General features: G+C 62.8%; 18 protein-coding genes. 17 read left to right on the forward strand and 1 reads right to left on the reverse strand.

What is annotated here, in order from left to right; translation table 11 throughout:
- Positions 1–12 precede the first annotated feature (12 nt).
- The 17 genes from A39O_RS0121860 (at position 13) to A39O_RS0121950 (ending at position 18492) form a co-directional block, all read left to right on the forward strand.
- Complete coding sequence (locus A39O_RS0121860) at positions 13–264, forward strand: hypothetical protein (protein WP_020506800.1); 252 nt, start codon at positions 13–15, stop codon at positions 262–264.
- Positions 265–844: 580 nt separating this feature from the next.
- Positions 845–3193 (forward strand): esterase-like activity of phytase family protein, encoded by a 2349-nt coding sequence (locus A39O_RS0121875; RefSeq protein ID WP_020506803.1) that lies wholly within the window; start codon positions 845–847, stop codon positions 3191–3193.
- 43 nt (positions 3194–3236) lie between these two features.
- A complete protein-coding gene (locus A39O_RS0121880; RefSeq protein WP_020506804.1) occupies positions 3237–4499 on the forward strand; it encodes a glycosyltransferase family protein in 1263 nt (420 codons plus the stop codon).
- A 29-nt stretch (positions 4500–4528) separates the two neighbouring features.
- Positions 4529–4894, forward strand: coding sequence for a DMT family transporter (locus tag A39O_RS0121885; RefSeq protein WP_020506805.1), 366 nt, complete (start codon positions 4529–4531; stop codon positions 4892–4894).
- A gap of 128 nt (positions 4895–5022) precedes the next feature.
- On the forward strand, positions 5023–5433 hold the full coding sequence (locus A39O_RS0121890) for a hypothetical protein (RefSeq protein WP_169338472.1): 411 nt from the start codon (positions 5023–5025) through the stop codon (positions 5431–5433).
- 141 nt (positions 5434–5574) lie between these two features.
- Positions 5575–6954 carry a phosphate ABC transporter substrate-binding protein PstS gene (gene pstS / locus A39O_RS0121895; protein ID WP_245561958.1) on the forward strand — a complete coding sequence of 460 codons (1380 nt, stop codon included), beginning with the start codon at positions 5575–5577 and terminating at the stop codon, positions 6952–6954.
- Between the two features lie 157 nt (positions 6955–7111).
- Complete coding sequence (gene pstC, locus A39O_RS0121900) at positions 7112–8086, forward strand: phosphate ABC transporter permease subunit PstC (RefSeq protein ID WP_020506808.1); 975 nt, start codon at positions 7112–7114, stop codon at positions 8084–8086.
- Positions 8083–8988, forward strand: coding sequence for a phosphate ABC transporter permease PstA (gene pstA, locus A39O_RS0121905; protein WP_020506809.1), 906 nt, complete (start codon positions 8083–8085; stop codon positions 8986–8988). Before pstC ends, pstA begins: the two co-directional genes overlap by 4 nt.
- Positions 8989–9015: 27 nt before the next feature.
- Positions 9016–9840, forward strand: a complete 825-nt coding sequence (gene pstB / locus A39O_RS0121910; protein WP_020506810.1) for a phosphate ABC transporter ATP-binding protein PstB — start codon at positions 9016–9018, stop codon at positions 9838–9840.
- A 24-nt stretch (positions 9841–9864) separates the two neighbouring features.
- Positions 9865–10932, forward strand: a complete 1068-nt coding sequence (gene pstS, locus A39O_RS0121915) for a phosphate ABC transporter substrate-binding protein PstS (protein WP_040528409.1) — start codon at positions 9865–9867, stop codon at positions 10930–10932.
- 12 nt (positions 10933–10944) lie between these two features.
- Positions 10945–12327, forward strand: a complete 1383-nt coding sequence (locus A39O_RS0121920; protein WP_020506812.1) for an SIR2 family NAD-dependent protein deacylase — start codon at positions 10945–10947, stop codon at positions 12325–12327.
- 339 nt (positions 12328–12666) lie between these two features.
- Complete coding sequence (locus A39O_RS0121925; RefSeq protein ID WP_020506813.1) at positions 12667–13263, forward strand: hypothetical protein; 597 nt, start codon at positions 12667–12669, stop codon at positions 13261–13263.
- Between the two features lie 107 nt (positions 13264–13370).
- A complete protein-coding gene (locus A39O_RS42260; protein WP_211211670.1) occupies positions 13371–13595 on the forward strand; it encodes a hypothetical protein in 225 nt (74 codons plus the stop codon).
- 22 nt (positions 13596–13617) lie between these two features.
- Positions 13618–15477 carry a pyruvate kinase gene (locus A39O_RS0121935; protein WP_020506815.1) on the forward strand — a complete coding sequence of 620 codons (1860 nt, stop codon included), beginning with the start codon at positions 13618–13620 and terminating at the stop codon, positions 15475–15477.
- A 158-nt stretch (positions 15478–15635) separates the two neighbouring features.
- The gene (locus A39O_RS0121940; RefSeq protein WP_157640329.1) at positions 15636–15959 is read left to right on the forward strand and encodes a nucleotidyltransferase domain-containing protein; all 324 of its coding nucleotides are present in this window, start codon (positions 15636–15638) and stop codon (positions 15957–15959) included.
- A gap of 54 nt (positions 15960–16013) precedes the next feature.
- Entirely contained in the window at positions 16014–16268 is a 255-nt protein-coding gene (locus tag A39O_RS0121945; RefSeq protein WP_020506817.1) for a HEPN domain-containing protein, read from the forward strand.
- 535 nt (positions 16269–16803) lie between these two features.
- Positions 16804–18492: a porin gene (locus tag A39O_RS0121950; protein ID WP_020506818.1), complete on the forward strand. Its 1689-nt coding sequence runs from the start codon at positions 16804–16806 to the stop codon at positions 18490–18492.
- 493 nt (positions 18493–18985) lie between these two features.
- Here A39O_RS0121950 and A39O_RS0121960 read toward each other — a convergent pair whose 3' ends face one another.
- On the reverse strand, positions 18986–20281 hold the full coding sequence (locus tag A39O_RS0121960) for a Na/Pi symporter (RefSeq protein ID WP_157640322.1): 1296 nt from the start codon (positions 20279–20281) through the stop codon (positions 18986–18988).
- Positions 20282–20550 lie beyond the last annotated feature (269 nt).

Below are 20550 nucleotides of genomic sequence, written 5' to 3' on the forward strand. Positions count from 1 at the left end.
GGAGGTTCTGTGATGACACCGCTCGAAAAAGTCGAGACCTTGTATGACGAGCTCGTCGCCTGGTACGGCGAGGGACAAGACCGGGAGATTCGGGCCGCATCCAAATTGCTGATGATCGCTTTGCTCAAGCTCAAGGAGTACGGCGGGTTTGGCTGGCAGGGCTTGCTTGAGGAATATGTACTCATCCTGAAAAACGATCCCGAGCGTTATCGGGAGATGCTCGAATCCCACCGCGGGGAAGGGAAAAGTGGGATGAACCCGTAGCCGTAGAGGCGTCGATCGCGACAGCCGGACCTAGCAGCGGGTTTTGAACCCGCCCGACACGGCCATGTCGCGATGTCGGGGACGATGCGATAACCGCCTCCGCCCTGAGGCGGCTTCGTCGCCGTACGGCAAGTCACGATCCGACCCATGGTTTGCGGACACGCGCGTTATGTCTGACACGTTGATCTGGACCGCCTTCTGGATCGGCATCCTGAGTGCCGTGTCACTGCCCATGGGGGCATTGGTGGCACGCTTCTGGACCCCGAGTGATCGCTGAGACCATGTTGCCCGAAGCCTACCTCAAGGGCGGCAATGTAGTGGGCTTATCGACCCTCGCGGGCTTCCTGATTGCAATCTTTTCAAAGGCCTTGGAGCCGGTTGACGCGACCGGGCACCAGCCCCGCAGCCGCACCGAGCCCGTCGTTGCGCACGTGATCCTGAGTCGCCGGGACAACCTTATTCATCGAACCGTCATGCAGGCGTCATACAACGTTAATCTGCGGTCCGTACCATCACGCCTCGGGACGAGCCGGATCGTCAGGGCGGAGAAGCGATTGACACACAAGCGGAGAGGTAACACATGTTGAAACAGCATCTCACCTGGGGCGCGCTGCCTGCCATCCTGGTCATGGGCGTTGCCGCGATCAGTGCAACGCCCTTACCTGAAGACGGCATGCGCCCCTCGGTGCAGGATTACAGCTCCAGCATTCCGCAACAGAGCTTTCAGCGGGTCGCGACCTTTGGCAACTACCTCAATCTCGACCCGGCAGCGCGTGACGAGGAGACGGTGTCGGAGATTATGGCCGCGACGAAAGACGGCAGGATGCTCGTCTATACCGACAGTCCCGGCGAGCGGATCGGCTTCGTCAACATCGCGGACCCCGCGAGTCCGCTGCCGGAAGGCACACTCGCCATGGGTGGCGAACCCACGTCGATCGATGTGCTGGGCAACGAGTACGCGCTGGTCGCCGTCAATACCAGTGAGAATTTCATCAGCACCGGCGGCAAGCTGGTGGTAGTCGATGTCAAGACCAGAACGGTAACCGGTGAGATCGACCTCGGCGGTCAGCCGGACTCGATCAAGATCAGCCCGGATCGCAACTATGTTGCGATTGCGATCGAAAACGAGCGTGATGAGGACGTGACCGTCGAGGGGGTGGAGGGCGGACTGCCGCAGCCGCCGGCCGGATACCTCGCCATCCTGGATATCAAGGGTGTGAATCCCGCGAACTGGGTGCGGCGCGATGTCGATCTGCGTGGTCTCGCGGCCTACGGCGGCGACGACCCGGAACCCGAGTTCGTCGATGTCAATATCCGTAACCAGGCGTTGGTCTCACTGCAAGAGAATAATCATCTGGTTGTCGTCGATCTGGTGAAAGGTCGGGTGATCAACCATTTCGATGCCGGTGCGGTCAGCTTGGACGGCATCGATCAGACCGAGGACGGCATCATCTCGCTGACCGAGTCACTCGCCGATGTCCCGCGCGAACCGGATGCTGTCGCCTGGGTCCCTGCCGGCGGTTATCCCTTGAGCATGATCGCGACCGCCAATGAAGGCGATCTGTTCGGCGGCAGCCGCGGCTTTACGCTGTTCGACCGCGCGGGTAAGGTGCTGTTCGATAGCGGGGCTTCGCTGGAGGCGATCGCTGTACAGCACGGTCATTATCCGGAGGACCGCTCCGAGAATAAGGGCAATGAACCCGAGGCGATCGAGTACGGGCGTTTCGGCCGAGACGACTATCTGTTTGTCGGCTCAGAGCGCGGAAGTTTCGTTGCGGTCTATCAGTTGAAGGACGCGCGTCCGGTCTTCAAGCAGCTTCTTCCCGCGCCCTTAGGTCCGGAAGGCTTGCTCGCCATTCCATCGCGTAACCTGCTGATCGCTTCCGGCGAGAACGATGACCCGAGCTTCGGTGTCCGCTCCAGTCTCATGATTTATGCACTTAAAGCCGGTCAGCCAACCTATCCGCAGATTCTCTCCGACGATCCGTCCGGGTCCCCGATTCCCTGGTCTGCGCTGTCCGGAATGGTTGCTGTTCCCGGTGAGCGCGACAGGCTGCTGGCGGTTTGGGACTCGTATTACAGCGAGAGCATGATCTTTACGATCGATGTCTCAAGCAAGCCGGCCGTGATCACCGCGTCACTCAAGATCGAGGGTGGAAGCGGTGATTATGATCCGGAAGGCATCGCCGTGGCCCCGGACGGGACCCTCTGGATCGCCAGCGAAGGGAACGCGAGCGACTCCCGGCCCAATCGGCTATTGCAAGTCGATTCGAGCACGGGGCAGGTCATGCAGGAAATCGGTTTGCCTCCTGACATCCTGGCCTGTCGCGGCGCGTCGGCCAGCCGGGGAACGCTCGGTTCCGGCTTCGAAGGCGTTTCCGTTCGGCCCGGCGCCGACGGCTACCGCCTCTTTGTCGCCCAGCAGCGCGGTTGGGACTACACCACACCGGAATGTGAGGCGCTTGACGACGATGCCGGCGGGTTGAACGCGCTCGGGCAGCCGAACCAGACCCGCATCTGGACTTACGACCCACTGGCGATGACCTGGAACCACATCGCCTGGGAATTGGCACCGTTACCGGAGAATGCGGATTGGGTCGGCCTCTCGGAAATCACCCGTGCCCCCGATGGGTCCCATATCCTGATCGAACGCGATAATCTCACGGGTGACTTCGCTGGCTTGAAGTCACTGGTCAAGGTGCCATTCACTGCCACCGTTGACCGGCTGGTCAGCAGCAGCGAGAAGTCGGTCTTTGATCTGATGCCGCGAATGAAAGCAAGCGCCGGCTGGATCACCGACAAGCCGGAGGGTGTTGCGGTCACCAACGACGGCAGAACCTTTGTCGTCACGGATAACGACGGCGTTGAGGATTGGTCCGGTGAGACCTGGTTCCTTGATCTTGGGCGCTATCGGCAGTTGTTTCGTTAGCCTTGGGGCAAGCTCGCTTTCTGACTGGTTACGCGTCAACTGCATGCATACATCACTCGCGTCGCTCCCATCGCGCTCAACCCTCGGTGCGATCAAGACCGTCGAACTGATCTGGTTCAACGCGGGAGGTGGTCATCGTGCGGCCGCGCAGGCGCTGGAGCGAGTGATTCGTGACCAAGAACGGCCGTGGCTCGTCCGTCACGCTAACCTGATGCAGGTGATCGATCCAAAAGGGGTCTTTCGCCGCTTCACGGGGATGGAGCCGGAAGATCTTTACAACAAGCGCCTAGCCAGCGGATTCACGTTAGGGCTGACTCAGGAGCTCAAAGTGCTCCAGCACGCGATACGCTGGGGTCATGGCGCTATGGTGAAACGGCTGACGGCGCATTGGCACTGCACCCGTCCGGATCTGGTCGTATCACTGATTCCCAACTTCAATCGTGCCATGCACGACAGTCTGGCGCTGGCTCGGCCGGGTGCGCCTTTCGTGACCGTGCTGACCGACATGGCGGATTATCCGCCACACTTCTGGATCGAACCAGACCTTGCGCAGCATGTGGTCTGTGGCACTGATCACGCGGTCGCTCAGGCACTGGCGGCCGGTTGCAAGCCGGGTTTTGTGCATCGCAGCAGCGGCATGATTCTGCGCCCGGATTTCTATGGGGCGGCGCCAAGTCAACGTGTCGCCGAGCGGGTACGCGAGGGACTGGACGCGCATACGCCGACCGGGCTGGTGCTGTTCGGCGGCACTGGATCGCGGGCGATGAAGGGGATTGCCGCGCGCTTGCCCGACATCCCCCTGATTCTGATGTGTGGGCGCAACACCGCCTTGGCCGATGCGTTGCGCGCGCTGCCGGCGCGGGCGCCGCGGGTGGTGGTGGGTTTCACGACCGAGGTGGCGCGGTGGATGGGGCTGGCTGACTTCTTCATCGGCAAGCCGGGGCCGGGCAGTCTGAGCGAGGCGGTGCAGTGTGGATTGCCGGTGATCGTGACCTTGAATCCTTGGACCATGCCGCAGGAGCGCTGGAATACCGTGTGGGTGCGTGAACATGGTCTGGGTGTCGTACACCGCAGTTTCCTGAGCGTGCGGGCGGCGGTTGACGAGGTGATTCGCAACCTGCCGGAATACCAGGCGCGCGTCCGCCGCATCGACAATGGTGCCCTACACGAGATACCGGAGATTCTGGAGCGCATCCTCGATCAGACGCGGGCGCCGGTTTTCAATGTGCGCCAGATTCCTGTCGCGGCATCGTCATCGGGCTATCCGCGCAATGTCATCAGGGCAGCGCGACGTGCGCGGACCTAGCAGATGAATGACTCTTGTCAGGTGAGATTATGAACACTACGTTTGCCGCAATCGGCTGCGTTGTGCTGTCGGTGATGGCGCAATTCCTGATCAAGGCCGGTATGTCGAGTGTTGCGGTGACGACCGCGCTCGCGCAGCCTGCCGGTTTGCATACGGCCGTGGCCGTGATGCTGGACCCCAAGATCATCGGTGGGTTTACGCTCTATACGCTCGGGGCCGTCGCCTGGCTGAGCGTCCTGGCGCGTTGGGATGTCAGCAAAGCCTATCCGTTGGAGGGTCTGGGCTTCGCGCTGGCGCTGGTTGTCGGGTTCATGATCGGCGAACAGGTCACTCTGCTGCGTATGTTCGGAGTGATATTGATCTGTGCCGGGGTGTTCGCGGTCAGCGCGAGTTGAGGGTGTCTGACAACCATCCCTCTTAGGTGATTTCCGGAACACCGGAGACCACCCACCATCGGCTCGGATGTAGGTGCGACTTCAGTCGCACCGATTCGGACGCAGGTGCGACTGAAGTCGCACCTACATTGACCGGTATCTCGTTTGTCGGAAATCACCTTAAACCGCGCCAGCTCCAGCAATCGTCGAGTCTGCCGGGGCCGATCCGATCCAAAAAACATCGCATACCGCGCTGGGCGCGGTTTAACCCAGAGGTCGACCTTCAGATGGCATACGAACAACTCATCGGTGAACACACCTATGTCTTCGATGTGGACTACGGCGAAGAGCACGAGTGCGCGAGGATCATCGTGCGCTCCGCGGAGGGAGGTCCCGAAGGATTGTTTCTGGTGGACGCCGAGGGCGCGGCGGAACCAGCCGACGACATCGAGGGTTTCGGGCCAAACCCGGCAGCGGCCGACGGCCTGTGGCCGCTGCCGCCCGATGAACTGATTGAGGATGCGCGGCGGATCGCCGTGGTCAAGGGCAGCGCCGACTAGGTAGCCTTTGACGCGCGAGATTCCGCTCCGCGGTGTCAGGGATCATTCCGTCCAGTCGAATGCGCCAGACTGTAGGGTGCGGTGAGGCACGAACCGCACCGTTGGCGGTTGGTGCGGTTCGTGCGTCACCGCGCGCTACGAATGATCTCGTGGCCGGAGCGATCATCAACGCCGGGTCACGCATCGGGCAGGGGCGGAGCGCTGCGAGCGCTGCCGGCTCGAAAATTGACTAAGGCCTGCAGGTTTGTCGCTGCGGTTGGACTTGTTCTTCTCTCGCTGCCGCAGTTGCGTCACCCAGTGCCGGCCGAGTACGCCGTTGACCGTTCGTCGGATGTCATAAAACGGTCATATAAATGTCACAGCAATATGAGGTCTCTGCTGCGACACTTAGGGCGCTTAAGATCGATTGCGGCCGGCTCGATGCGTGCCGCCTTCCCCATCAACCCTATCAGGAATCATGACATGCAGAAAGCATCGATCATCAAAGCGGTGTTGACCGCCGGTTGCGTCGCGCTGTTCGCTCTGTCCGCGCCGGTGAGCGCCGACGTCAAGCTCAACGGCTCGGGGGCGAGTTTCCCCTTTCCGATCTACTCGAAATGGTTCAAGGATTTCAGTAAAGAGCATAAGGATATCCGCGTCGACTATCAATCCAAGGGTAGCGGCGCCGGCATACAGGACCTGATCAACGGCACCGTGGACTTTGCCGCTTCGGATGCCGCCATGGAAGACGCCGAGATCGCCAAAGTCAAGCAGGGCGTGGTGCTGCTGCCGATGACCGCCGGTGAGATCGTGCTGATCTATAACCTGAAAGGCGTGAAGGATCTCAAGCTGTCGCGCGCCGCCTATGCCGGGATTTTCAGCGGCACCATCACCAAGTGGAACGATCCGGCCATCGCCGCCACCAATCCGGGTGTGGCGCTGCCGGATAAGGCGATCACGGTCGTGACCCGCTCCGACTCATCGGGCACCTCCTACGTCTTTTCGGGTCACCTGGCCGCCATCAGCGAGGCGTTCGACAAGGCAGTCGGCAAGAGCAAGCAGCCCAACTGGCCGTCGTCCGGCAAGTTCGTCGCTGCCCCCAAGAACGATGGTGTCACCGCCCAGGTGCAGCAGAACGAGGGCGCCATCGGCTATGTCGAGTATGGCTACGCCAAGCTGACCGGCTGGAAGCAGGTTGCCCAACTCGAGAACAAGTCGGGTAATTTCGTCGCCGCGGGCCCGCAGACCGGCGCCGCCGCGTTGGCCGCCTCCGAGTTTCCCGGCACGACCCTGCCCAACAGCGACGTGCCCAACCTGATCGCCTGGAACTGGGATCCGGTGGGCGCCGAATCCTATCCCATCGTGTCCTACACGTGGATGCTTTTCTATAAGGATCAGGACGATGCCAAGGCCGCGGCGCTGCGCAAGATGGTGAAATACGGCATCGAGGAAGGTCAAAAGATTGCCGATTCCATGGGCTATATCCCGCTGCCTGAGAACGTGCAGCAGAAGGTCCTGGAGGCTGCCGAGTTCATTCAATAGCTGGTGCGGGGCGCTCTTTTAGCCGTAGGGTGCGGTGAGGAACGAACCGCACCGCGGTCGATTGGTGCTCTTTCATTTCCGGCAGGGCTGCCGAAGCGAGGCGGGCGGATGCCGCCCTCCTCCATCCTTTCCATTTTGTCAACCTGACAGGGTGACCATGGCTAACTTATTTGCATCAGCAGGCTCGGCGAGCAGTGTCTCAGGGCCGCCATCCGGCGGCGATTACGCGGCCGACAGCATCTTTCGCGGTCTGGCCTGGCTCAGTGCCTTCCTCATCATTGCCCTCACCGGCTACATCCTGTGGGAGATACTGCGCGAGGCGTTCCCCGCGATGCAGGCTTATGGACTGGGCTTCATCACCGGGACCACCTGGAATGTCAATGCGCAGCAGTTCGGCGTGCTGCCCGAAATTTGGGGCACGCTCTACAGTTCGCTGCTCGCGCTGTTCCTGGGGGGGAGTTTCGGGATCGCGATCGCCATCTTCCTGACCCAGGACTTTCTCGATCATCGGGTGGCCACGGTCTTCCGCACCATCATCGAAATGCTGGCCGCCATTCCCTCGGTGGTGTTCGGGCTCTGGGGCATTTTCGTGCTGATCCCGCTGCTCAAGCCCGGCGCGGAGTGGCTGCACAGTCAGTTCGGCTGGTTCCCGCTGTTCAGTACCGATCTGGCCGGGCCTGGTATGGCCCCGGCCGCCTTGGTATTGGCGATCATGATCCTGCCGACCGTGGCGGCGATCTCGGTCGATGCCTTCCGGCGCATTCCCTATAAGGTCAAAGAAGCCGCCTACGGGATGGGCACCACCCGCTGGGAGGCCATCCTCAAGGTCATGGTGCCGACCGCCTCATCCGGCCTGCTGGCCGCACTGGTGCTCGGCTTCGGCCGCGCGCTCGGCGAGACCATGGCGCTCGCCATGTTGATCGGTAACGCCAACCAGATCAGCCTGTCGCTGTTCTCCCCTGCCAACACCCTGGCCTCGCTGCTGGCCTCCACCTTCCCCGAAGCCGGCCAGCTCGAGGTCCAGGCCCTGATGTACGCCGCGCTGGTGCTGCTGGTGATCACCTTCATCGTGAATGTGCTCGGTCTGGCGGTGCAGCAATATACGATTCGGAAGTTCGAGGGTAAGAAATGAGCGACTTCGATCTCACGAAAGCGGGCGAGGCCGCGCGCCCCATGCCGCAACTGGCCCGTCAGGGCTTCGAGGTGCGGGCGCTGAAAAGCGGTCTGCTCACCGGGCTGACCTGGCTCGCCGCGTTGATTGCCGCGGTGCCGCTTATTTCAGTGATGTACCTGCTGCTGGTCAAGGGCGGCAGCCGCCTGTTTGGGGCCGATTTCGCGGAGGTTCTGACCGGGCTGCCGCCCGCCGGATTCGAACTGGGCGGCGGCATCGGCCCGGCGATCGTCGGCACCCTGGTGATGGTCGGCATCGCTTCGGTCATCAGCATCCCCATCGGCATCCTGGCGGCGATCTATCTCGGCGTGCTGGAGCCGCGCAGCCGGCTGGCCAATACCTCCCGCTTCCTCGCTAAGGTGTTGACCGGATTCCCTTCCATCATGGCGGGCGTGTTCGTCTATGCGGTCCTGGTCATCCACTGGGGCTATTCGGCCTGGGCCGGCGGTATCGCATTAGCGGTGCTGATGTTGCGCACCGTGGTCCTGGCCGCCGAGGAGGCGATCGCCCAGGTTCCCCAGCGGATGAAGGACGCCGCCTACGGCATGGGCTGCACCCGCACCCAGGTGATCTGGAAGGTGGTCTTGCCCACCGGTTTGCCGGGCATTCTGACCGGGGTCCTGCTGGCGGTTGCCGGTGCGGCCGGGGAGTCCGCGCCCTTGCTGTTCACGGCGTTGTTCAGCAACTACTTCATCTCCGAGTTGTCCGAGCCGACTGCCTCGCTCTCGATCCTCATTTACAACTTCTCCGGCATGCCCTTCCCGAACCAGATCGAGCTGGCCTGGACGGCGTCGCTGGTGCTGGTGCTGATCGTGCTGATGTTCAACATCCTGGCACGCCTGATCGGTCAGCCCAAGGTCTGATTTCACAGTTTCCAAGGTATCACAACCATGAACGCAGCAGCAGAATCGACGTTTGTCGCTGACCCCTACGCCGCCGTCGGTGAGGTCGTCATCGATTGCCAGGTCAATAAGATTTTCTACGGGGACTTTCTCGCCGTGCGGGACAGTCTGGTGCCCATCGAGCAGCATAAGATTACCGGTTTCATTGGGCCCTCGGGCTGCGGTAAATCCACGGTGCTGCGCAGCCTGAACCGCATGAACGATCTGATTCAGGTGTTCCGCTTCGAGGGCAGCGTGATGTACCACGGACAGGATGTCTATGGGCCCAAGGTGGACCCGGTGCTGGTGCGCCGCTATATCGGCATGGTGTTCCAGCAGCCCAATCCCTTCTCCATGAGCATCTATGACAACGTCGCCTTCGGGCTGCGGCTCAACCGCTTCAAGGGCGATATGGACGAGCGCGTACAGAAGGCCCTGGAACGCGCCGCGCTGTGGAACGAGGTCAAGGACAAGCTCAAGAACAGCGGTCTGTCGCTCTCCGGCGGCCAGCAGCAGCGCCTGTGCATCGCCCGCGCCATCGCCACCGAACCCGATGTGCTCCTGATGGACGAGCCCTGCTCCGCGCTCGACCCGATCGCTACCCGCCAGGTGGAAGAACTGATGCTGGATCTGAAAAAGAACTACACCCTGGCCCTGGTGACGCACAACATGCAGCAGGCCACGCGCGTGGCGGACACCACCGCCTTCTTCTCGGTGGACATCTCCCATGGCGGACGCACCGGCTATCTGGTCGAAATGGGTCCCACCGCGCAAATCTTCGAAGCCCCCAGGGAACAACTCACCAAGGACTACATCTCCGGTCAGTTCAGTTGATCCAAGTTGCGCGAGGGGACGACGATGAAGGCTTCAAGACGATTCGCGGGGGCGGTGTTGGCGGTGCTGGCCGCCGTGGTGATTCCGGCCTGGGCTGAAACGCCCGGTGAGCCGGCTGCGACCGCGACACCGGGGCTCACGATCAGCGGTGCCGGGGCGACCTTTCCCGCACCGCTCTACCAACGCTGGATCCTCGACTACCGGGAGGTGCGTCCGGATCTGACCTTCACCTATGACGCCAAGGGCAGCGGCGAGGGCGTGAAGCGCTTTCTGGCCGGCACCGTGGATTTCGGGGCCAGCGATGCCGCGCTTTCGGACGCGGAGCTCAAGCAGGTCGATCCCCAGCGGGGCGCCCTGATGATCCCCATGACCGCCGGAATGGTGGTCCTCGCCTACAATATTCCGGGCGTGGCCGAGGGTCTGGTGCTCAGTCGCGAGGTTTACGTCGACATCTTCGCCGGCCGCATTCGCCAGTGGAACGATCCGCGGATCAGCGCGGCCAATCCCGGCCTGACACTGCCCGCGAAGGCGATCGTCCCGGTCGTGCGGCGTGACTCCAGCGGCACCACCTTCGTGATGACCAATCATCTGGCGCATGTCGATCCGGGGTGGTCGCAGCAAGGTCCCGGCGTCGGCAAGCTGGTGGATTGGCCGGGTGCCGCCATGACCGCCAGCGGCAACGCCGGGGTCGCCCAGCGTGTCAAGATCACCGACGGTTCCATCGGCTATATGGAGTACGAGTTCGCCGAACGGCTGGGACTGCCCATTGCGATCCTGCACAATAAGGCCGGTCAGCCGATCATCCCCAGCCCAGCCGCGGGACAGGCCGCACTGGCCTCGGTGACCGAGATCCCGGCGGACTTGCGGGTCTTTGTTCCGGACCCCGAGGGGTCGGACGCCTACCCGATCGTCAGCTATTCCTGGCTGCTCTTGAACGCGCGCTATGCGGAACCGGCCAAGGCCGCGGCACTCAAGGACGCCCTGGCCTGGGGGCTCGATCAGGGTCAGTTGGTCGCGAGGGATATGGGCTATGTGCCCTTGCCCGCGGCCATGATCGCCAAGGCGAGCGAGGTGCTGGCACGGGTTGAATAGCGGAATAACCTGATGCCCAACATCGATCCGCGGCTCATGGCGACCATCCAGGAAGGCCGTTGTGTGGCCTTTGTCGGGGCTGGCTTCTCGGCCGCGGCCGGGTTACCCCAGTGGAAGGACCTGATCCGCGCGGTCGCGGGCGATCTGCCGGCGCACGCGCGGGGACCCGAGTACGCGCTGGTGGCGTCGATGCTCGACGACCAGCCCGCGCCGTCCAGCCGGGAACTGGCCATGGCGGCGCAACTCCTGTTCGATTCCCACGGCGAGGATGCGTTCCGTGAGCGCCTGGCCCTGGCCCTGCGCAAAGAACTGCTGCCCGCGGACATGCGGCTGCGCCTCAAGCACCTGTACGGCATCCCGTTCAGGGCGATCCTGACCACCAACTTCGACCCGCTGCTTCCCGGCCTGCCGCCCGGCCCCGAGGCCTATCGCAAGCTCTTGCGGGGTCGGCGGCCATCGCCCTGGCGTGAGGCCCTGGCGCGGGTGGCCCTGGATCCAGGGCCGCCGGGCGGGGAGCGGGCGGATGGCGATGCGGTCGTCATCCAACTCCACGGCCGGTTGGATGTCGCCCAATCGCTGGTGCTGACGCGCGCGCAATACCAGCGGCGCCTCTACGCCGACCCCGCGTACCTCACGGTGCTGCGGTCGCTGTTCGCCACCTCCACCGTCCTGTTCCTGGGCTATTCACTGAACGACGCCTACCTCAACGAACTGCGCTCCGAGCTGGTGGAGGCCTTTGCGGGTAGCGGCCGGAGCGGCGAACCGCTGGCGTGGGCGGTGATCGAGGGCGTGTCGGAGGTCGCCTGCCGGTACTACGAGCGGCACGAAGGTCTCGGCGTGGTCGCCTACTGCCGTGGCAAGGCCGGTCGGGATCACGCCGGCTTCGACGCCATCTTGAAGGCGATCTACGATCAGACCAATCCAATCCACCGGTTGGGCGAGTTGCTCGCCGGTCGGCGGGTGTTGTGGTTCGATCCGAACCCGGCGCACAACCACCGGGGACGCGACCTGTTACGCGCGGCCAGCGCGGAATGCGGCGACGCGGGCGATGCGTTCGGCGAGTGCTTTGTCGAGGCGCGGACGCTCGATCAGGCCTGGATGCGCTTGTTGGGCGCTGGTCGAATCGACCTTGTCGTTTGCCACTGGGGTCACGGCCTGGCGGCTGACGGACGCGCGAACGGCGAGGAGTTGCTGCGCCGCGTTGCCGGCCTGCGGGCGGGCGGGAACAATGCAGCACCGGTGGTGATCTTCTCCGGCGGCGGTGAGTATGAGTCGGTGAATCGCCGCCGCGCCCTGGATCTGGGCGCCGCCGAGTTCGTTTCCCGTTGGGAGGATCTGATCGCGGTATTGGAACGGGTGCTGGGCGAGACCTTTGCAGGTCGGGGCGGTAAATAGCGAGTCAGAAATCAGTTAAACAATAAATACACTCGTTGTCGTTGTCGTTGTCGTAATCGGAGAAGCGATTCAATGTGCGCATGAGCAGCCCGCTGTCTATTGCGTTTCGATTCGCTGCCTCGCCCTGGGGTCCAAAGCCGCCAAGCTTGGAAAGGCTTCGATCGCCACGCACGAGATCAACGCATCGTTGCGCTGCTTTTAACGCAAGGACCGCGAAACGATGCAATGCGATCGAGTCGTCGCGCGTATCATAAACTCGACAGCGACAATGACTGGACGCTGACCATACCGTGGTGGGGTGCCGAGCGTCAACGGCATTATGCCTGAAAGGAGCCGTCCGTGACCATTTCTCAACCCCTGCTGCACCGGGTCTTTCCCTATTTCAAGTGGACAGTCTTCGCCCTGCTGGGCATCAATGTCGTCCTGTTCTTTACCCATGAGACCCTGGCGGAGGGCCTGGACGGGTTGGCCTGGGTAACGCTCCTCATGCTCTTCGAGTGGGAGACCAGCCAACTCGACAAGCCCTATAGCTCGCGGTGGGAACGATGGGGGATACACGCGGGGCGCCTCCTCGCTTACGCGGTGATCCTGCACAGCACCTGGGAATACGCTTCGGCGGACTATATTGCCGAGCACGGGACGGTGGATATCTGGAATGCCTCAACCTGGCTCGTCATTGTCCTCCTGCTGGAGTACGACGTCTATTCACCGGGCGAGTATGCACGCTGGGAATGGTACCTGCGTAACGGTGCCAAGCTGGTCCTGTACGGCGCCCTGTTCGTCTATGCCGTGCTGTGGGGCCTGCGCGGGGATTGGCTCGACACCTATGACGCCCTGCTCTGGATCCTGTGCTTCTTCGCCATCGAGGTGAATGTGCTGGAGTTCGAGGAGCAGATTCCCTATGCCGATGACCCGAATGCCGCGGGACTGCGATGATCGTCACTAAATCCCCGCCGCCTGCTTGAGGTGGCCTTTCAGCTTACCGTGAAAGTAGCGGCGAGCACCCGGTCTGCCTGCGCGCACCGACCAACGAGGATCTCCCGATGGCGGTGGCCCTCGGGGGCGCCGCTGTGCTCGCCGGTACACTCTGTGCCGACTCTCATGGCGTCAACCCGGGTGTCAAAGAATCGATCGATGATGAACAAACCACGAGCGACACCGCCAGTGATTGGCAGCCCGACGGCGGTGCCGGAGGTCGTCAAACCGCAATCGAAAGGTCGTATCGTATCTCGCCTGACCGCGCGCCGCGTTGCCGCGCCCACCACTGAGACACTGAGACCGCCAGCGACTATGCCTGCCACACCCGCCCAACTGTCCGCTCTCACCGCCCAGCTCGTCGCCCTGCGGGACGGTGCCCTGGCGCTGGAACAACGTTTTGCCGGCGAGCTCGCCGCCATCGCGCCGCAGCGGCGCGACAGCGCGCGCAACCTGCTGCATTATCTCAGCGTGCGACATCACGACATCCGCGCCCTGCAACAGGAACTCAGCGCGCTCGGGTTGTCGTCGCTCGGGGTGCTGGAGCCGCATGCCCTGGCGAGCCTCAACGCGGTGATCGATGTGCTGGGGCAGATTCAAGGCACCGCGCCCGGCGCCGGGCACCCGAGCCCGCCCCCGCCCCCGGTGGACTTCAAGTCCGGCCCCCAGCGGCTGCGCGAGCACACCCAAGCCTTATTGGGACCTGATCCCCAAGGCCGCCTCGTGCGCATCATGGTCACTATGCCGAGTGAGGCGGCGACCGATGCCCAACTCGTCCAGAACCTGGTCGAGGCCGGCATGGATGTGATGCGCATCAACTGCGCCCATGATGGTCCCGCGGAGTGGGCGGCGATGGTCGACAATCTGCGCCGCGCCGAACAGACGCTGGGGTGGAGTTGCCGGGTCGCCATGGACCTGGCCGGTCCCAAGCTGCGCACCGGAACCTTGCGGGCGAGCGGTCGGGTGCAGCGCCTCGCCCCGCAGCGCGATTGCTTCGGTCGGCTGGCGCGGCCGGGACGGGTCTGGTTGACCCCCGCCGAGGCGGCCGAGCCGACGCCCTCGGACCTGCGCCTGCGCCTCGAGGTCGGCGGCGGACTGCTCGGTCACATCGCCGTGGGCGACCAGCTCGACTTCACCGACGCCCGCGGCCAGGCGCATTGCCTGCAGGTGCGCGAGGCGCAGGGCGCCTCCTGGGTGGCCGAGATCGAGCAGACCGCCTATGTAGAGGAAGCCACCAGCGTCACCGCCCGCCGCGGCGACGAATCCGTCGGCACCGGCGCCTTCACCAATGTGCCCGAAGTCATCCCGCCGATTGCACTGGCCGTCGGCGATCCGCTCGTCCTGACCCGCGTTGACGCACCCGGCCAGGGTGCCGAACGCGCCGCGGACGGCACCATTGTGACCCCCGCCCAGGTCCATTGCACCCTCGCGGCTGCCTTTGAGTGCGCCCGTCCCGGACACGCGGTCTGGTTCGACGATGGCAAGATCGGCGGGGTGGTCGCCGCCAATGACGGCGAGCGGATCACCGTCACCATCACCCAGACCGGACCCAAAGGGGCCAAGCTGCGTGCCGAGAAGGGCATCAACTTCCCCGACACGCCGCTCGCCATGTCCGCGCTCACTGAAAAGGATTTGGCCGACCTGCCCGCGATCGTGCGGCTGGCGGACATGGTCCAACTGTCGTTCGTGCGCGAGCCGCAGGATATCGCCCAATTGCACGCCGAGCTCGACCGCTTGGGCGCGCAGCGGCTGGGGGTGGTGCTGAAAATCGAGAACCGCCGGGCGTTCGAGAACCTGCCGCGCCTGCTGTTGGCGAGCCTGCACCGTCCCCCGGTCGGGGTGATGATCGCGCGTGGGGATTTGGCGGTCGAAGTGGGTTTCGAGCGGTTGTCGGAGGTCCAGCAGGAGATCCTGTGGCTGTGCGAAGCGGCCCATGTGCCGGTGATCTGGGCGACCCAGATTCTGGAGGGCATGGCCAAGACCGGCGCCCCCTCGCGCGCCGAGGTGTCGGACGCCGGCATGAGCGTCATGGCCGAGTGCGCCATGCTCAACAAAGGACCCAAGATCGTCGAGACCGTGCGTTTTCTCGCCGACATCATCGACCGCATGGATGAGCATTACAGCAAACAGCGCGCCACCCTGCGGCGCCTGGCAGTTGCCGATTTGGAGGATTGAGCCCGGTCGCGCGGTCGGTCCTCGCCGCATTGACGGCGTTGGGCCGATTACCGTGCAGGTGACCTCACCGACCTACAAAGGCGCGGCAGTTGCCGAGCCGTTATCGTGTCCCTTCCGGGTCCGGTGTTACACTGACCAGGCAACAGTCGGAGTACATGATGGCATCTTCCTTGGCGCGGGACATCCTGGCAGACATCGCAAAGCGTATCGCTGCCGACCTCCACCCGGAGCAGATCATCCTGTTCGGGTCCCATGCCTGGGGTACCCCGACCGAGGATAGCGACATCGACTTGCTGGTTATTCTGGCCGACTCCGACGAGCCGCCCCACCGTCGAGCCGTGCGCGCGCACCGCGCTTTGCGCGGAGTTCCCGTGCCGTGTGATATCATCGTTCGCACGCGGGCCGAGATCCAGCAAACCAATCCGGTGCGTTCGTCACTGCTGTTTCGTGCCTTGACTGAAGGGCGGCGATTGAATGGCTGATTTGCAGCGCCTGGACGCACTGGCCTGGCTACGCCGCGCCCGCGATGACCATAGGTGCTGCCAAGCGACTGTCCGGAACCGACCCTTATCCGGCGAGCGCTTCCCACCATTGCCGGCAAGCAGAAGGCGCTCAAGGCGGTAATCGCCGGTACCGGTGACGCGATCCCTAAGACTCATGACCTGCGCGTCCCGCTCGGGCGCTGTGTCGCCATCGATCGGTCACTCGACCAATTCTACGACTGGAACCGGCGCGTTTCCGCCAGCCGACTGGCTGCTTACGCCAATGTTCCGAGTGAGTCTCTGGCGTGACTTAGCGCCATTGGGGCCCGGCTCAATGTTAGTTCCGCTCTGCCCGCCGGATTTTAATTGATTGAACCTGGCCCCTTGTCTGCGATGTTGATCGCGCCCGCGGCCCCGGTGCCGTCGACATTGATCGCGGTATACCGGGCTGGTTTATGGATGTCTAAAGTTTCGCGCAAGGCTATAGGGATAGGTTTGTAAGTCCACCGATGACACGGGGTCGAGCCTGTGTCTATGTCCCGAAATCGCAACATTTGTCACGGGTGTCTCTTTTTTTCTCGATCGTGTTGCAAAGGATTTGTTGGCTCTCTATCATTCGCCCGACAAAAGACGATTGCTGGTGCACAAACCACCAGCTTCGGCGAGATGACTATAAGCTTCCTATTCATCTGGATTAATCGCAGATCCTGGTTGCGTTGCATCGAGCACGGTCGGCTCACGGTCTTTCCGCGCGCGCTTAGGTTTCACACACGTTGCATCATGAGTCCGATTGCGTTGGTTTATTCAGTCCTTGTTGTTAAATCCACAACATCGGAGATCACTGATGACCAAGAAGCTACTCACCCTGGCCGTCGCTGCCGCCATGGCTGCTCCGGCAATCGTTTTTGCCGAAGCGATCCTTTACGGCAGGCTCAATGTTTCGCTCGACTATATCGATGTCGATCAAAACGCCACGTTCTTCCGTCCTGGACGGCAAGTTGGCCCGACATTCAATATGGCGACGTTCACGGGCGCGGGGACTTACAACGCCGTGTCGAATCTGGGGACCTTCAGTCCCGTCTATTCGGCTATTGCCCCGAGCCTGGGCTCGCTGACGACAACAACCCTGAGTAACGAAGCGACGGCAGCCTACTACGAGGCAGCGACAGCCGCTCTGAATTCAGGCAAGACGCAGGTACAGGCGCAGGCAGCCGGTGTCGCTGCCGCGAATCTGTACAGCACCACGCTTTCGACGAACCCCACGGTGCGCGCAGCCCAGATCGCGAACATCGAGCGTGCGCGAGAAGCTGCCTTCGCGACCGGCGGGGCCGCGGCTGGTTTTACCGCGCTCGACAACTATTTCAGCGCTCAGGCAGACTTTCTGGAACAGAACTACGCGCTGGGCCGCATGACCGAGAGCGCTTACATGGCTGAGGTTGTGCGGCTCGAAAGTCTGGCGCGCATCGCAGTCGGATCGGCAGCTGTCGGGGCCTTCAGAACCGGCCAGTCGTTCAAGGGCTGGGGCATGGATCAGAGTTCGTTCGGCCCCGGCTCGCGCGTCGGTGTCAGGGGCTCGGAAGATCTGGGCAACGGCCTGAAGGCGGTCTATCAGATCGAACTCGGCGTTGACATCACCAACGCCACCCGCGATACCAACATCGCCAACGGCAACCGCGCAAACGGTTTTGCTTTCCGGAACACCTTCGTTGGCCTGGCCGGCGACTGGGGTACCCTCCTGCTGGGTCGTCACGACACCCCGCTGAGGCTCTCCACCAGAAATCTGGATCTGTTCTCCGACACCCTGGCGGACTACAACGGCACCATCGGCTTCCAGGATCTGCGCACCGATAGCAACGTGGCCTATATGTCCCCGAATTGGAGCGGCTTCCAGTTCATGGCAGCCGTCATGCCGCAGGGCGGTGCGACCTTGTCCGGCGCGTTCAACCAGGATGAAGACTCCATCGCCGGCGCCTACTCGCTGGCCGCGATGTACACGAACGGACCTTTCTATGGGTCTGTGGCCTACGAGTCGCTAGGGGCCGAGAACTACGCGGTTGACGACGACAACTACGAGTTGCTCTATGGTCCCGGCATGACCGCCGAGTCCGACAACAAGTGGCGTGTTGGCTTGGGCCTGCTGGACTGGAACGGCTTCAGCCTGACCGCGATCTACGAAGATCGTGAGCACATCCTGGGCGCCCCGGAAGATGCCGACGGCAATTTCTTCCAGGTGCAGGCCGGCTATGCCTTCGGCAACAATATGATCAAGGCGATGTGGGGTCGTGCCGACCTGAACCGTTGCGCCGATCCGAACAATGTCGGCTTCCGCTATACCTGCCCGTCGAGCGCCTTGGGTGAGTACTTTGCCGACAGCATCCTGGTCCAGAACAACGAGAAGAGTTCTTGGGCCGTCGGATATGACTACAACTTCAGCAAGCGCACCACCGCGTTCGCCCTGTACACCCAGCTTACGGATAACATCGAGGATGCGGATTGGAGCGGTTTCTCGATCGGCATGGTTCACAGGTTCTGATGATTTAGAAGCCTGCTTTCGGGCGGCCAGGGATGGACCAATAAAAACGGGGCCTTCAGGCCCCGTCTTTTTTTGTTGAGGCTAAGACACTGTCCATTAACTACTTCCCGATTTGTTTGGCCTGATGGTGGAGTTCCGTCCCGACAGCGAAGGCGAATGTCGTCCCCGAACGCGTCGCCGCGGTCGCGCCTGCGACCCAGCGGAGATGCTCGCCGGATCGGCTGACGCCACGGGGCGCTCAAGCGACTCGAAGAACTCGCGCATCGACAGCATCAGGGCCACACCGACTGAAAAGCCGATCGCAACAGGCACGAGATGACCGTCGATGTCCAGGTCCGGAAGCAGTTCGGATACGGTCGCGGCGAGTATCACCCCGGCGGTGAAGTACTGAAAGATGCTGGTCAGGGTCGGACTCGGACGCCTCCACCGCGCGACCAGCGCACTCACCCCTATACCTATGCCGGGGACCAATGCCAACAAGAATATGTCGGGATTATTCGATCTCGACCCCCTTCTCCTCGATTTCCTTCATGACCGCCTGGTAGACGGCCTCCTTGTGCTCCGCCTCCAGAACCTCGGGGCTCTTATTGCCGAAGAAGGACTGCGCGGCAAACACCAGGCCCGGCAAGACGAAGAACACCCCCAGGATGTAGCCGAAGACGACCAGGCGAGAGCGCTCGGCCCCGTTGGCCAGCGCCTGGGCGGCCTGCATGGGCAGCCTCCACAGCGGCGGGATGGCGGCGAAGAGCGCCACGCCGAATCCGTTGTAGAGCAGGTGCACGAGGGCGACCTGCAACGCGAAGAGTTCATACTCGCCAGTGACCGCTGTTGCCGCGAGCAAGGCCGTGATCGGGGTTCCGAGGTTTGCCCCCAGGGTGAAGGGGTAGACCTGGGCCAAGGTGAACACCCCGGCACCCGCCATCGGCACGATGAGCACGGTGGTCAGGGTCGACGACTGGACGATGAGGGTCACGACCAGGCCGGAGAGGACCGCCAGCGCCGCGCTCTTGCCGACGGCGGCGTTGAAGACGCGCTGGGCCTTGCCCGTCATCACCGCCTTGAGGCTCTTGTTCAGGGCATATACCACACCCAGAACCGCCGCGATACCGACCACGATCATGACGAAGCCGCTGATCTGGTCCGGAAGCAGCCCGATCAGATCCCGCAGCGCATTGATGACCGGCCGCGTGATGGTCCGAATGAAATCGAAGTCCCGCATCGAGGCGTCGCCGCTCCCCTCGAAGAGCTTCGCCAGGTATCCCGCCAGCCGCTCCAGCGGGTGGAACAGCATCTCGATCGGCAGGAAGATCAGGATGGTGAACAGGTTGAAGAAATCGTGGACGGTCGCGGCACTGAACGAGCGGTTGAACGCCTTATCCTCCCGCAGGTTGCCCAGGGCGGCAAGGGTGTTGGTGACCGTCGTCCCCATGTTGGAGCCCATGATCATCGGAATCGCCATGGCCACCGGGAGACCGCCACCGACCAGACCCACGATCACCGAGGTCACCGCGCTGGAGGACTGCACCAATGAGGTCGCCAATACGCCGAGCAGGACACCCACGATCGGGTTCGTGGCAAACTCGAAGATCGCTGTAGCCCCAGCCGCGCCCCCGGAGACCGACCGGAAGCCCTGGCTGAGGAGCCCGACGGCAATCATCAGCGCATAGACAAGTGCAAGAACGATGAGCCACTGCACGACTCGCTGGATGTCGCTCGCCCCTTCCTCGGCGTCTCCCGCAACGCCTTGCGACACTCCAGCGCCACTCCCAACTGTGTCTTCGCCGCTCATAAAGCACCTCCAGAGGTTCAATTGCTCGGTCAATACGTTGAAAATGGCGGAACGTCCCGGGTCGCGTGGGCACCCCGACTTTCTCGCCTTGCCAAGTTTAGATGTGAAGTGTGACAATTCGCCGGGACCCTATGAAGCAAGGGTTATCGGCGCACTCAGGGGCGTGCTCGCCGATGCGTGTCGGCGCTGCAGCGTCCAGCAGGACTCGCGTGTGCGGGGTCGCCTGGGAAACGCTGATCAGATCAACGTTGTTCGAGGTATCATCGATA

The organism is Lamprocystis purpurea DSM 4197 (genome assembly GCF_000379525.1).
Classification (GTDB): domain Bacteria; phylum Pseudomonadota; class Gammaproteobacteria; order Chromatiales; family Chromatiaceae; genus Thiodictyon; species Thiodictyon purpureum.

Bases quoted from the DNA above. Each gene is read 5' to 3' on its own strand.
- A39O_RS0121960 (WP_157640322.1), bottom strand. From the start codon at position 20,281: ATGAGCGGCGAAGACACAGTTGGGAGTGGCGCTGGAGTGTCGCAAGGC.
- A39O_RS0121880 (WP_020506804.1), top strand. From the start codon at position 3,237: ATGCATACATCACTCGCGTCGCTCCCATCGCGCTCAACCCTCGGTGCG.
- A39O_RS0121875 (WP_020506803.1), top strand. From the start codon at position 845: ATGTTGAAACAGCATCTCACCTGGGGCGCGCTGCCTGCCATCCTGGTC.
- A39O_RS0121940 (WP_157640329.1), top strand. From the start codon at position 15,636: ATGGCATCTTCCTTGGCGCGGGACATCCTGGCAGACATCGCAAAGCGT.
- pstS (WP_040528409.1), top strand. From the start codon at position 9,865: ATGAAGGCTTCAAGACGATTCGCGGGGGCGGTGTTGGCGGTGCTGGCC.
- A39O_RS0121885 (WP_020506805.1), top strand. From the start codon at position 4,529: ATGAACACTACGTTTGCCGCAATCGGCTGCGTTGTGCTGTCGGTGATG.
- pstS (WP_245561958.1), top strand. From the start codon at position 5,575: ATGATCTCGTGGCCGGAGCGATCATCAACGCCGGGTCACGCATCGGGC.
- A39O_RS0121950 (WP_020506818.1), top strand. From the start codon at position 16,804: ATGACCAAGAAGCTACTCACCCTGGCCGTCGCTGCCGCCATGGCTGCT.
- A39O_RS0121920 (WP_020506812.1), top strand. From the start codon at position 10,945: ATGCCCAACATCGATCCGCGGCTCATGGCGACCATCCAGGAAGGCCGT.
- A39O_RS42260 (WP_211211670.1), top strand. From the start codon at position 13,371: ATGGCGGTGGCCCTCGGGGGCGCCGCTGTGCTCGCCGGTACACTCTGT.
- pstA (WP_020506809.1), top strand. From the start codon at position 8,083: ATGAGCGACTTCGATCTCACGAAAGCGGGCGAGGCCGCGCGCCCCATG.
- A39O_RS0121860 (WP_020506800.1), top strand. From the start codon at position 13: ATGACACCGCTCGAAAAAGTCGAGACCTTGTATGACGAGCTCGTCGCC.
- A39O_RS0121935 (WP_020506815.1), top strand. From the start codon at position 13,618: ATGCCTGCCACACCCGCCCAACTGTCCGCTCTCACCGCCCAGCTCGTC.
- pstB (WP_020506810.1), top strand. From the start codon at position 9,016: ATGAACGCAGCAGCAGAATCGACGTTTGTCGCTGACCCCTACGCCGCC.
- pstC (WP_020506808.1), top strand. From the start codon at position 7,112: ATGGCTAACTTATTTGCATCAGCAGGCTCGGCGAGCAGTGTCTCAGGG.